This is a genomic window from Parapedobacter lycopersici (assembly GCF_040395035.1).
Classification (GTDB): Bacteria; Bacteroidota; Bacteroidia; order Sphingobacteriales; family Sphingobacteriaceae; genus Parapedobacter; species Parapedobacter lycopersici_A.
Map to the genome: position 1 here is coordinate 1 of NZ_JBEBRB010000070.1, position 13,000 is coordinate 13,000.

The 13,000-nt window shown below is 48.5% G+C and carries 15 protein-coding genes; 9 read left to right on the top strand and 6 right to left on the bottom strand.

Features of this window, described 5'->3' with window-relative positions; genetic code table 11:
* The first annotated feature begins 159 nt into the window (after positions 1–159).
* Positions 160–1,062, top strand: coding sequence for a carbohydrate-binding family 9-like protein (locus ABWO75_RS11540; RefSeq protein WP_353185682.1), 903 nt, complete (start codon positions 160–162; stop codon positions 1,060–1,062).
* Between the two features lie 78 nt (positions 1,063–1,140).
* Here the strand turns inward: ABWO75_RS11540 and ABWO75_RS11545 are convergent, their stop codons facing one another.
* Together ABWO75_RS11545 and ABWO75_RS11550 are read right to left on the bottom strand one after the other, a co-directional pair.
* Positions 1,141–1,632, bottom strand: a complete 492-nt coding sequence (locus tag ABWO75_RS11545) for a YdeI/OmpD-associated family protein (RefSeq protein WP_353185684.1) — start codon at positions 1,630–1,632, stop codon at positions 1,141–1,143.
* 24 nt (positions 1,633–1,656) lie between these two features.
* Positions 1,657–2,103 (bottom strand): hypothetical protein, encoded by a 447-nt coding sequence (locus ABWO75_RS11550; RefSeq protein WP_353185686.1) that lies wholly within the window; start codon positions 2,101–2,103, stop codon positions 1,657–1,659.
* A 328-nt stretch (positions 2,104–2,431) separates the two neighbouring features.
* Here ABWO75_RS11550 and ABWO75_RS11555 point away from each other — a divergent pair, with 328 nt between their 5' ends.
* Positions 2,432–3,472, top strand: a complete 1,041-nt coding sequence (locus ABWO75_RS11555; RefSeq protein WP_353185688.1) for a hypothetical protein — start codon at positions 2,432–2,434, stop codon at positions 3,470–3,472.
* Entirely contained in the window at positions 3,438–5,906 is a 2,469-nt protein-coding gene (locus ABWO75_RS11560) for a hypothetical protein (protein WP_353185690.1), read from the top strand. Before ABWO75_RS11555 ends, ABWO75_RS11560 begins: the two co-directional genes overlap by 35 nt.
* Positions 5,907–5,938: 32 nt before the next feature.
* On the opposite strand, the gene ABWO75_RS11565 is transcribed toward ABWO75_RS11560, so the two are convergent.
* Both ABWO75_RS11565 and ABWO75_RS11570 read right to left on the bottom strand, forming a co-directional pair.
* On the bottom strand, positions 5,939–6,271 hold the full coding sequence (locus tag ABWO75_RS11565) for a hypothetical protein (RefSeq protein WP_353185691.1): 333 nt from the start codon (positions 6,269–6,271) through the stop codon (positions 5,939–5,941).
* A gap of 62 nt (positions 6,272–6,333) precedes the next feature.
* Entirely contained in the window at positions 6,334–6,540 is a 207-nt protein-coding gene (locus ABWO75_RS11570; protein ID WP_353185693.1) for a hypothetical protein, read from the bottom strand.
* 445 nt (positions 6,541–6,985) lie between these two features.
* Between ABWO75_RS11570 and ABWO75_RS11575 the strand changes: the two genes are divergently transcribed.
* From ABWO75_RS11575 to ABWO75_RS11595, 5 genes are all read left to right on the top strand, one after another.
* A complete protein-coding gene (locus tag ABWO75_RS11575) occupies positions 6,986–7,747 on the top strand; it encodes a hypothetical protein (protein WP_353185695.1) in 762 nt (253 codons plus the stop codon).
* Positions 7,748–7,848: 101 nt separating this feature from the next.
* Positions 7,849–8,943, top strand: a complete 1,095-nt coding sequence (locus ABWO75_RS11580; RefSeq protein WP_353185697.1) for a helix-turn-helix domain-containing protein — start codon at positions 7,849–7,851, stop codon at positions 8,941–8,943.
* A gap of 124 nt (positions 8,944–9,067) precedes the next feature.
* On the top strand, positions 9,068–9,883 hold the full coding sequence (locus ABWO75_RS11585; protein WP_353185699.1) for an SDR family NAD(P)-dependent oxidoreductase: 816 nt from the start codon (positions 9,068–9,070) through the stop codon (positions 9,881–9,883).
* 189 nt (positions 9,884–10,072) lie between these two features.
* The gene (locus tag ABWO75_RS11590) at positions 10,073–10,873 is read left to right on the top strand and encodes a methyltransferase domain-containing protein (protein WP_353185701.1); all 801 of its coding nucleotides are present in this window, start codon (positions 10,073–10,075) and stop codon (positions 10,871–10,873) included.
* A 49-nt stretch (positions 10,874–10,922) separates the two neighbouring features.
* Positions 10,923–11,381: a MaoC family dehydratase gene (locus ABWO75_RS11595; protein WP_353185709.1), complete on the top strand. Its 459-nt coding sequence runs from the start codon at positions 10,923–10,925 to the stop codon at positions 11,379–11,381.
* Between the two features lie 39 nt (positions 11,382–11,420).
* Here the strand turns inward: ABWO75_RS11595 and ABWO75_RS11600 are convergent, their stop codons facing one another.
* The gene (locus ABWO75_RS11600; RefSeq protein WP_353185703.1) at positions 11,421–11,945 is read right to left on the bottom strand and encodes a DinB family protein; all 525 of its coding nucleotides are present in this window, start codon (positions 11,943–11,945) and stop codon (positions 11,421–11,423) included.
* Between the two features lie 288 nt (positions 11,946–12,233).
* On the opposite strand from ABWO75_RS11600, the gene ABWO75_RS11605 reads away from it, so the two are divergent.
* Positions 12,234–12,596, top strand: a complete 363-nt coding sequence (locus tag ABWO75_RS11605; protein ID WP_353185705.1) for a DUF4260 domain-containing protein — start codon at positions 12,234–12,236, stop codon at positions 12,594–12,596.
* A gap of 17 nt (positions 12,597–12,613) precedes the next feature.
* On the opposite strand, the gene ABWO75_RS11610 is transcribed toward ABWO75_RS11605, so the two are convergent.
* A partial coding sequence (locus tag ABWO75_RS11610; RefSeq protein ID WP_353185707.1) for a methyltransferase domain-containing protein occupies positions 12,614–13,000 on the bottom strand: 387 nt, incomplete at its 5' end.

The window sequence follows — 13,000 nt, forward strand, 5'->3', positions numbered from 1 at the left end:
GGCGCTTACGTGCAGCACTCTATCGGGAGCATGTTGACCCGGATTCGTTTGATTTTCAGAAAATAGAAAAGGGAAAATCCCGATAGCGCCAGCAGAAAGTATAAGAAAAAATCGGTATCATTGTCGGGCTTACAGCTAGCTAAAACCAAAATAAACGACATGACCAATACAAAACTCCTATTCCCCGCCCTCTTTTTTCTTTGCTTTCTTGGGATATCGTGCAACACACCCGGTAAAAAAAACAATAACATCACGATACATCCACCCTGTTGTGAAGACAGTATTCCAACGTATACAGCCCAGCGGATTAAACAGGCGCCGGTTATCGACGGTAAGCTGGATGAAACCGTTTGGGAAAATGCGCCCCGTTCCTCCCGCTTTGTCGATCTGATCCATGGAACGGAGACGTATATGGATACCCGGGCCGCTGTACTCTGGGACGACGATTACCTTTATGTAGGGTACTGGCTGGAGGAGCCCAACGTTACTGCAACGCTTACGGAAAGAGACGCGCCCATTTATCAGGATAATGATGCGGAGCTGTTTATTGCCGGTGCCGATGGGTATTATGAATTTGAGATCAATTCGTTTGGAACCATCTACGAGGTGTTGTTTTTTTGGCAGGAAGAATTTGAGAAAAAGGGTTACGGCCAGTTAGCCGAACTGGATACCACCCGTGAAGGCGTCAGGCCATTTAATGGGGTAGGGTACAAGAATCATCCGCGGGGCAAACGCATCGGCTTCTGGAACTGGGACTTTCCGGGATTGCAGTCTGCTGTACACATCAATGGCACCATCAACAAGCCCGATGATACCGACAAAGGCTGGACGGTAGAGCTGGCGCTGCCCTGGAAAGGGCTGCAATTGCTGGCCAAAGGTGATGGACGGGCGCTGCCGCCGAAGGATGGTGATGTATGGCGAATGGATTTTTCGAGATTCAATACCCATAAAAAAGACACGACAGATTCGGGTGGCTGGGCATGGAGTTCACACGGTGTCTGGGATTCCCACGTGCCTGAATGTTTTACCTATGTCACGTTTTCTAACCAGGTGGTCGAATAGCGCCCAGCCTATCGACAGAAATTAAACGGTTTTCTCATTCTGAAGGTGTTTCCGATACGGTCGGCGGTGTTGCCACGGCTAAGGTTTAGCTCTTCCGACGAACCGGCCCTTACCGAGCAGAAAGTCGATGGCTTTTGCGACATTCCGATCGACGCTGCTTTCCGTTTTTAAAAATGAGATATACCGGATAATCTCTTTTTGCAGATAAGGTGGCAAGCCGTCAAAAATCCGCTGGGCCTCGGGGTGACCGGCCAGGGCATGCATCAACTTCGGATGTGGTAAAACATTCCTGTCCAGCGGATCGTGGCTGATGGTGATGGTAATGGACTCACCAATCCTTTTTGGCGAGTCCTTTAGCATGATCATGTTAATATAAAGCCGCCATTCCCCCTGATACTTAACCAATGTCTGGGTATATGGCTTTTTATTTATCGTTCCGCATACCGGAATAGGCCCCCTGTTCTTACCCGCCTGTTTAAATAAGCTATCCAGCACCTCAGGAGGGATAAATACAAACGGATTAATTCCGATGATCTCGATGACCGCATTAAAAGTGTCCGTTCTATCCATCTTTATTCCATTTTTGCAGCCGTTTTACTCAAAAATCAGTGGCTTTGCTACCTGCTCAAAGACAAAGCCAGTGTCATCAAAATACAGCGTGCCCGGGGCATAATGCGGAATCCCCATATAGCTGATTTCGGCGCCACCGCCTAAAAGCAATTGATTATCCCGTTGTAGGAGCGCAAACGCTACCCGCTTTTTGTTCCGGTGCTGATGCGGGGTGTAGCTGAATGTTCCGACTAAGGTGTCGGCTCGGATTTCCCCCGTGATATCCCCAACAACAGGCACTTCCCACCCTTTGACCAATCCATATTTACCGTAGAAATCGCCTCCGCCGATATGAATTGAGAGGTAGGCCGTATCCCTGTTATGAATTGCCCGATAATAAGTGAATTCATTTTTTTTCTGCCCGCCACTGCAGCCGGCCGCGCAGCACACGGCGAACAGAAAATACCAACGGATGTCGTTTAGTTTAACCATGGAGTATTCATTTGCCGGGGACTAAATTACTTGACCGGATCGAGGAAATCAAAAATGACAAGGACAATTGATTGCTATTAATTTGAAAGAAAAGCCCCGAAACGGGGAGAGTCGGGGCTTTAACTAACCAAATATAAACCTAAATTATGAAAAGACAATACGAAGCTTTTTGTCACACAGCATCCGCCACGGTGGCCGATGATCTTGGCGCTTTACCCTTACGGCTGCTGCTGTATATCGTGTAAACGTAATATAACCGCCAATTGCTACACCCGAATCCCGGAAAACGGCTATTGCAAAGCATTTAGTTGGATTGTACCTTTGAAAGGTGGGAATTCACATTATTTACCGGCTTAGTTACCTGGTCTGCATCGTTATCCTGACCGGTGCGTGTGGATACCACACCGGGAAAGTGGAACCGTCATTCTATTACTGGAAAACGGTTTACCAACCCGATAGTGTCGAAAAAAATGCCGTAAAAAGCATGGACGCGAACCGGCTGTTTATACGCATGATGGACATCGATACCCAAGGGCCAAATGGAGAGGCCATCCCGGTGTCCGCCATCACCTTTCCAGGTACGCTTCCGGATACCGTAGCGGTTGTCCCCGTTGTTTATATCGTCAACCAGGTGCTGTATGATCTTTCCGAAACCGAACGAGACAGTCTCGCTGTACGGATATACCGGTTTGTAAAAGGCAAAGTACGGCAGGCTGGCAAGCCGGATTTTAATGAACTCCAACTAGACTGTGATTGGACTGCCACGACGCGTGATACCTATTTTGATCTCTTAGGGGCGCTGCGCGAACAGGTCGGTGATACCGTCCGGTTGACGGCAACACTGCGGCTGCACCAGGTACGCAATAGGCGCAGCAGTGGCATTCCGCCGGTAGACCGTGTCTTACTCATGTGCTACAACATGGGAAACCTCCGTCAGCCAGGCGAACATAATTCCATTCTCGACCTGCAGGAAATGGAGACTTACCTGAAGGAATTTCTGCCGGATTACCCATTGCCCGTGGATATCGCACTTCCGCTGTTCAGCTGGTCGGTTGTGTTCCGTGATGGGCAATATGCGGGAATCAGTAAACGGCTGGACCCACGGCTATTGTCCGATACCGCCCGTTTTGCTCATCGTGAAGGCTCAGCGCTGTACAGACTGAAGGTGCCGTTGCCGGAAGCCGGGCTTCGCGCAGGCGATGTGGTCCGCCGTGAAGAAACGCGATGGAAGGACCTCCGGTCGGCGGCCGATTTTCTGGCTGCCCATAAACGAAGGGAAGACTTTACGTTACTGTTTTACCACCTGGATAGCCAGGTGCTTCAAACATTTTCAAATGAACAACTCCAGGAAATCATTGATCGTTTTTAGCGCGTTTGCACTCACATATTTTGGCGAGATTGCAATCAATATTGCGTGCGGACCTGAGCCGGACCCTTATGACTATTATGTATCTTATTTTCATAATAATACACCGGGGGATGCGTATGTGCCCTTTTCTTTTACCGGGTTACGATTCTTATATGACGAGAACGAGCCGGAGTCTGAGTCTTTGATCAATAGCCGGGAATGGGCGCGTTACCTGGGGAAGCAGGTTACCGCAGCCGACGTTGGGGCCATCATGTACCGTACCGACGCGGCGACGGATTCGCTCATTGCCGGTTACCTCACCGGCAGTCCGTTGTCGCTGCCGGATAGCTTACAGCATAATACTTACCTCCTCGCAATGGTCCGGCATAAAGCTGCCCGCGAATATTACCTGTTTGCCAAGGAAAGCGAACCCTATGCCGTGGTGTCATACCAAAATTACTGGGACCCTGACCCCCGCGACACCATGGATGCAGGGGAGATGGAAGCACTGGCTGACCGTGCTGAAACACATGCGGCGGCACTGAAACGGGATCGTTTTCTCCGGTTGCGGTACGCTTATCAGGCGGCCCGCATGTACCATTACGCGGGCGCTTACGAGCGCTGTGTGGAAATATACGACCAGTACATCGCCACCGCTCCTGGGAATTCTGCCGTAAAAGGGTGGGCCCTGTCACTTAAAGCGGGCGCTGTCCGGCGATTAGGCAATCCGGCAACTGCTGCATACCTGTTTTCACGGGTGTTTACATTGAGTCCCGAACGGCGCGTGCAGGCCTACAAAAACTTCCATTATATTGACGTAACGTCCGATGAGGTGCTTGCACAGGCGGAATCTGATGACGAGCGCGCTGCCATTGCGGCGATCGAAGCCTTTACCAATGCCGACTTTGACGTGCACGCCCTTGCATCGGTGTACAGCTTAGCACCGCGTAGCCCGTTGGTAGGCGTTTTACTTACCCGGGAAATCAATAAACTGGAAACCCAGCTCACCGAAACCTCAGCTTACTATAACGGCGGTTGGTGGTCGGGATACCGGGAACCCGATTCGGTCATTACACGTGCCCGCCAGCATGCTGTCCGGGTTGCCGAATTCGCACAGCAGCTTGCAGTGGAAAAGCAATATACGGATCCCGATTTGGGAACCATTGCCGCGGCTTACATCAACTGGTTGCTGGGGGAAACGGAAAAGGCCACAGCGACGCTTGCCACGGTAAAGCTGAACCGGCTATCCGAGCGACTGGCAGACCAGTACCGTATCATTGAACTGCTGGTACAGGTGCGTACGCTCGAAGTATCCAATGCGCTTGACGAGCAGGCCATGCTCCCCGCATTGCAATGGCTGGAGCAAAAGCGGCAACGGGAGCTGGCCGGTGCCAGGGAACAATACGGTACATCATATGACTGGCTGGGAGCCAGCGAACTTCGCTTCAACCGAACGGCTACTAACCTGTACCAGTCGGTGCTGGCACCGCATTTCATGCGGCAGCGGGATACGGCCATGGCGGCCTTATTCATGTGGAACAGCGACTTTCCATTGGCGACCGATCACACCGCTGACACCGCTGATTTATACAACCACATGTCGTGGTCGGCACAATCTTTCTGGCAAGAGCAATTGCAGCCGGCGGCGTTGGAGCAACTTGCCAAATGGGGCAGGGAAGGACTGGAACAACCGTGGGCAGCGCTTTTTGAAGGGCGGCTGGGCGGCCTGGACTCCGATGATTACTGGGACCTATTAGGTACAGCTTATCTCCGTATGCACGACTATCCGGCAGCTTCCAGGGCGTTCGACCATCTTTCGTCGGATTTCGAGCAAGAGCCGCCTGTGAATTGGTACAGTGCGGAAGAAGATACCCTGTGGCCTGATCCATTCGTCACCACGATAAAGGACTATCCGAAAAAGTTCGGCAATACCTCCCTCTCCAAGGCGGATTTTGCCAAAGCAATGGCTGGACTGCAGCTGCGTATTGAACAGGACCCTGTAAATGCTGCCGGATACTACTATCAGTTAGCCAATGGCGTATACCAAACCGGTGCATTTGGCAATTCGTGGCAGCTCATCAGTTATACGTGGACCAGTGCCGATAATTACGTGAAGGGGGATTATTATTACGCCGGTGATTTCCATGAAGCGCGTCAGGCGGCCGTCTGGTATGCGAAAGCCCGCGAGCTGAGTGACGACCGGGAGTTTCAGGCCAAATGCACCTTCATGCTGGCCAAATGCGAACAAAAACTGTATCAGTTTGACTCGATCAGCGATTATTATGAAAACGGGTATGTCTTTTCACAGCACCAGCCGGACCCCTATTGGCTGTTCAGCCAGCGTAACCGTTATTTCGGAGAACTGCGCGATAAGTATCAGGATACCGAATTTGCCCGTGCAGCCATCGCGGAATGCACTTACCTCGCCGACTTTGTTATGTCCGATTTACCGTGAGCAGCGTGGGATAAATAAGTCGTGCAAACATTTTATAATTCGTCATTTTCATAGCCTCCTGTGCAGTCCATGCAGGCATTGCCATACGCATTGTATTCATCGTAGGCAGCTCCGGGCTTGCCAAATAACGTGATAATCCGGTCCACCCGGATCTTTTTTTCCGTATCCAGCCCGATAAACAACCCCTTGCCTTGCTCTTCTTTCATCCACAGCACGCTCCCCGCCGCCTCACAGATTCCTTCTTCCTTGCAGAAAAAGAAAATTTTGCCCCGCGTTTTCTTCGCTATTTCAGCTTCAATAACCTCCCGGTATTCCCATGCCACGGGGAGGTAGGAAGTTTCCAGCGATGTGTTTTTTAAATTCATGATCTATTTGTTTGCGTTTACCCGCTATCATTCTTCATCGGCCCGGCCCGCCATAAACAAAATTACGCAAAATAATCGGCTGAACCGAAAGCCGAAACAGGAACGGCGGAAGTGACTTCCCAATAAGACCAAGTCTCCAGTTCGTCAATCAATCGATCGACCGTTTTGATGGCCCCTTCGCGCTCCGACACGCCTGTTACAAAAACCTTACGGCCTTTTTGCGTGATCGTATCTTGCTGTGAGAACCCGGTTTGCACGGACAGCAACATAAAAATGACACCGATTTTTTTTCATAGGATGATGTTAACTTCCTGCTTTCGTATTTTTCTTGTTCAGCCTGTGTAAAATTAAGCTGTTCAATTTTTTCGGACAACCCTCGAAAACAAGGAAAAACAATCGTTTGCAGTGTATACATACTTGGGAAAATTTCGCTTGTACAACTCATTATCATTTCTTATATTGGCACTAGGTTTAGGTTTAAGTTCCCGATCCTCATGGGAACGCCATCTTCAAAGAAGATGTTATCCCGGCCACTCTTGTCCAAGAGTGGCCGGGTTTTTTTAATGTGGCCGGTTTTTAAATAGGGCACAATTTTAAAAAAAGCGTGATTGCTCCTGATTTTCTCCCTATTTTAGCCGTTAAGAACATTGAGAATCGTTACATTACCGAATAAAATATAAGGATATGCGGCGTGGTTTTTTAACTTTTGTATGTGTGGCCCTGCTGATTTGGGATGCTGTTGCACAGGATCAGGCGGACCGGGCTAAGTATGAGCTGATCCGGGAGACAATTAATTTTCTGGCAACGGACAAGGCAGTTTCACAGGATACCAATTTCCGGATATCCTGCGAAACGTTGGATTACGCTTGTTTCAAGCAGCAATTATCCAGTCAGCCCATCGCCGGGATTGAGCGCTGGTACAACAGCTGGCGGTCTATGACTGCTACCGACGAGGCGGGATTGACCGCGTTGCGGAATCAAGTCTTTGCGGATATCTTCGACCGGCCGGGGAAAGGTTATCGAAAGCAACTTGCCGGCTATGCAGCGTATGTCGCCCAGGTTGATCACCTGATTCACCCGCCTGCGGATGAAACACCAATGGAAGCGCCTGCCATGGATAGTATGGAAACGCTATCCGATAGTGCTGCCGGTGTTTATGCCACCAATCCTGAGCAACCTGATGAAAACAATAATTCCGAAAAACAGCATACCATGATTGTATACCTCGCACTCGGCATCGGCCTTTTCGCATGTATTCTGGCCGCCCTTCCCCTGTTTAGGAAAAGGGAGCCACAGGCTGATCTTGATGGATTGCCTGAACGGCTGGATGAACTGGCATTACGGATGAAGCGCCTGGAGCGCCACGCCGCGGATGCGCAGGTTAATGACGCTATCGCCAGTTTGACAACCATTATGGAATCGGTGGAAAAACGGGTAGTGGCATTGGAAAACCGCCGGGATTCCGATCGGGATTAAGGTGTATGTGACGTGGCTACCCCCGGCTGGGTTTGTGCACATTGCCCATGTTAGCCGCTGGAATACCGATCGTTCCCATCGGTAAGGCAATTTTTCACTAAATGGAGTTCAATTTCATCGTTATCACGCTGATTGCCGGAGGACTGGTTTTATTGTCCTTCCTCAATCTAAGTAATGCCGTTCAGGTAAACCAGAAAGCCAACCGCTATTTCGGAATTTTTGTGCTGCTTTGGGCAACATTCTGGCTGGATGAAATGATCATTCCCAAATCAATGGAAAACACCAGCTACCTCATTACGATCACCAGATTTTTTCAATTTTTGACTCCGCCGACCTTTTATTTAAGTGTCGTTTTCTATACCAATCCAACTTACCGGTACATCAAAAAGGACCTGCTTTATCTCATCGTACCCCTGCTATTTCTGATTCTTTTATTATCCCGGTCATTGCTCAATGAAAGCCGCTTCCACCTGCTGTATATCATCCTGTTCCTCGGGCATGCACTAGGATACACCGTAGCAGCCTATCTGAAAATTCAAAGCCATCAGAAAAATATCGAGCAATTTTCCTCAACGAAAGAATCCATTGATCTGAATTGGATCAAGTACATCATTTATGCATTTATTGCCTCTTCGGTATTGATTATTTTTTACAATATCTTTACCATGGCGGCATCATTAAACAGCTATGTCAACTTATTTTTCCTGGGGGTCGTTTATTTTGTGGCCTTCCATGCAGTCCGGCAGCGGGAGATCTATCCAAGCGGATTGGAAGGCCTGGAAAATACGGTAAATACAATACAAAATACCGAAGAGGTAAACCCACGGAACAAATTAGTAGCCGATGCGGATGTGCAACGTATAAAAGAACAGCTGTTGGCCCTGATGCAAGATGAGCAGCCCTATATGGAAAGCGAGCTCAATCTGCTCCGCCTCGCCGAAAAGCTGAACGTTTCAGGCCATCAGCTGTCCTATGTGATCAACAACGGGATTGGTGAAAATTTCTTCCTTTTCATAAATAAATACCGGGTTAAAAAAGCAGAAGAGCTACTGTTAGATCCGAAATACGATCACCTAACCATACTCGCAATCGGTTACGCGTCGGGGTTCAATTCCAAAACCGCTTTTAATACCACATTCAAAAAAATGACTTCTTATACGCCTACCGAATACCGTAAAATACGTTCCAATGGATAATCAAGAACGTTTAACATGTTTGTTATTAATGGATTGCTTCTAAATCCGATTTGTTGTTCGGGTAGATAAATCCGAACATTCCGGTATCCCTTCCTTGCTAATTTTGCAGTGAAAATTCACATAAATGGAAGAAACATATGCCGTTATCACAGGAGCCAGCCAAGGACTTGGAAAGTCATTTGCCTACGAATTAGCCAAACGGAAAATGAGCCTGATATTAATCAGCCTGCCGGATCAGGGGTTGCCGGCGATATGTGCGGATCTGCAGCATCGGTTTGGCGTCAAAGCCCATGCCTGCGAAATAGATTTAAGTAAAAAGGAAAGCATACTTTCCGTAGCTGAATGGATCAACAGCCTGTTTGATGTGTATATGCTGATCAATAATGCCGGCGTTGGCGGCACTAAAAAATTTGAAGACGCTTCCTTCGGCTATATCGACAACATCATTCAGCTCAATGTACGGGCAACTGCGCTGCTGACACACCAGTTGCTTCCGAATCTACAAAAGAGAACAAAAGCCTATATCCTGAATGTGTCGAGTCTGGCCGCATTTTCACCCATCGGGTATAAAACAGTATATCCCGCATCCAAAGCATTTGTCCATTCATTCTCCAGGGGTCTGTATCAGGAGTTAAAAAACACCAATGTCTTTGTCAGCGTGGTAAACCCCGGCCCCATGAAAACCAACGAAGACAGTACCCGGAGGATCGAAGCGCAGGGTTTTTTTGCCAGAATAACGTCACTAAACCCCGATAAGGTTGCACAGTATTGTATCCGGCAACTGGAGAAAAGGGATACCGTAATTATGGTAAATCATTTCAGCTGGTTATTCCTGAGTCTGTTGCCCATTTGGGTAAAACTACCCATGCTGACCAACAAAATAAGAAAGGAACTAACGCCACACGGAAAAACAACAGCTGGGGTGAAACGGGCAGGTTAGCCGGACGAGTGGAAAGTAAGTTTCAGTAGCCGGCTTGTTTCTTTATCAATGTGATGGTATCTTAGCTGCGATGCCAAAGCGTTGCGAAGACCTGTTACTGTTGGCCGCCGCGGCAGTTTTGTTATCGTGCTTATTGATTGGCTGCGCCTGATTCATGGGAAGCGTGACATCAGCTGAAGGAGAAATAACATGCCCTGGGACCCGACTACATACAATCAGTTTAAAGACATTCGCCTAAGGCCGTTTTTGGACCTGATGAGCCTAATTTCAGGGGTGCATCTGGGAAATGGCAATGGCTTGGACATCGGGTGCGGAACGGGAGAACAGACGGCAATACTTGCAGATAAATTTAGGGTGGCCGATTTTCTCGGCATTGATTCTTCTGTAGAAATGCTCGCCGGATCGGGGCAGTTTGTGAAGGAAAACCTGCATTTTGAATTGACTGCCATGGAGCCGTTTATCCGTTCGTCAGCCGCCACGTGGGACTTAATTTTCAGCAATGCAGCCCTCCAATGGTCCAATGACCACCGGACATTGTTTCCGGAACTGATTGCCAAGCTGAATCCGGGCGGGCAGTTTGCCGTGCAGATGCCCTTTCAAACGGAAAACAGCTTAAATAGGATCCTGTTGGAAACGGCATCCGAAAAGCCGTTTGCGGATTGGCTGAATGGTTTCATCCAAAAGTCGCCGCTATTGCAATTGGATGAGTATGCACAGCTGATGTTCGATGGAGCGCTTACGGACTTGCATATTTCGCTGCGGGTTTATCCGATCATTGCAGCAAACGAAACGGATTTATATCAATTCATTTCCGGTTCTGCACTTATTCCCTATATGGAACGGCTGGATGCGGATCAGCAAAAACTGTTCAGGTCGGCGTTTATCAAAAGAATACAAGCTCAATTTGTTTCTTTTCCTGCAATTTATGCGTTCAAAAGGCTATTATTGTACGGCGTGAAGCGCAACCCCGGTGTCCGGCTAACCAGCTGATCGGCACCGGCCGTGAATTTCCAGGTTACACAACATAAAACAATGAATGATGGTGGTCATAACTAATTTCGAAGAGTACAAATCATACGAAGGGAAAGTCGTTGGCGTTTCCAACTGGCACCGGATTGATCAGCAGCAAATCAACACGTTTGCCGATGCCACGCTGGACCATCAGTGGATACATGTGGATAAGGAACGCGCAAAGAACGAAGGGCCATTTAAGTCCACAATTGCGCACGGCTACCTGACACTGGCGCTGATCCCCTACCTCTGGAAACAAATTGCGGATATCAGGAACGTAAAAATGGAAATTAACTACGGCATCGAAAACCTGAAGTTCGGACAGCCCGTACTGGTCGATAACGAGGTACAGCTACAGGCCAAGGTACAGTCAATCACCAACCTCCGGGGGACAGTGAAGGCCGTTATTCAGGCCACCTTATTGATCAGGGACAATGCCAAACCGGCTTATGTCGGCGATGTGGTATTCCTTTACCATTTCAATTAAAGCACCACACGGAAGCCGGTTATCCGCTGTTATTGCCCCTCAGTATTTCAGTTGCTCGTCTACATCGTATTTCATGCCCGGATAATCCAATATCCTGCGCATCAATCCGATCTGGCCGCAGAGATAGTCTTCCCGGCCGATACACATGCCGATAAAGTTAAGCAGTGTTTCGGGGAAAAAGGAAATATTCATATGTAACGGTACCTCTTCTTTTAAGCGGGTGTCGGTGATCTTCAGCAATGCATCATATACAACCGGGGATATTTTATGGAAATTCGCTTTAAGTTCGCTTAGCGTGGGATATGTAACCTGCGTGTCCAATGCTTTGCCCTGGAAAAATAGATCGTCAAAGGGATCCTTTTCGTTAATACCCAGCACCCCGGCCAGGCCATAACGCGTGTTGACAAAATTACCCGCCATCCAGGCTACGTGGTTGGTTCGGCCTTCAATTCTTTTTAGCGCATCTTCTTCCGATATACCGTCCAACGCGTTCATGAAAATCTGCGTGTGCATCCTGTAGGCAGGGATGATCATATTCAACTGTGCTGATCGTGACGTGTCCATGTTTTTTTAGTTAATGAATTAATCATGTTGTTTACACAGCCAAGTTAGCCGATATTCTCCGGATTAGCCGGTGACAAACGCGACAATCAAAAGGGGCAAACAGGACAGTTGTGATCAGGTGCGTGGATGAATTCGGCGTATTGGTAATAATTTCGGGAAAAGCCTACCTTTACCCCGGACGAAAACCAGCCGGAAGAACCGGTGCCCCGACAAGCTATCGGCAGGGGTATTCCCGAGTGGTGCCGGCACGATGCAGGACATTGATATATTGAAAATCAGAAGTAGAAAATGAACTATTTAGTAAAGTCGGAAGAGATCGCCCTGTTTTTTCTGTGCGTTTTCCTATTCAGCCTGTTGAATCTTTCCTGGTGGTGGTTTTTTGCGTTGCTGCTGGCACCTGATCTTGGCATGATAGGCTATGTTTTTGGTCCTAAAGTTGGCGCGTTTACCTACAATCTGCTGCACCATCGCTTGGTTGCATCGGTGGTTGCCCTTTACGCGCTGGCCAGTGGAAACGTGTATTGGCAGTTGGCTGCCATTATCTTGTTTGCACATATATCGCTGGATCGGGCTTTGGGATACGGACTTAAGTTCAGTGATTCTTTCACCAATACGCATCTCGGTAGAATAGGGAAAGAAAAAAACAGCTGACGCGTTCCGTAACTGTGTTATATTTTACGGCATTTGATGATATAGAAAGGGTAATTCTCGTTTATTGTAGTTACATCCACCAGTCCCACCGCGGCAAATTCATTCCTTATTGTCGCCATGTCGTAGAAGAATAGCCTTACGCCGCCGAACTGCTCAAACCTGTCTTTGCCTACCGGGGTACCCTGTCCATAAGTCGGGGCAGCCTTTGTAATCGCCGTAAAGCACATATAACCCCCAGGTGCCAGTTGATGATAACAGTCCCGGATGAGCTTCTCCCTTTCCTTTGTATCCAACAGGTGAATTAAAGCATGGCAGAATATCCCATCGTATTGGTTGTTGTCAAAAGGCATTTCCGTTACTGATCCGTGGTGAATCACCAGGTCCGGCCCGTAGTGTTTTTTGGC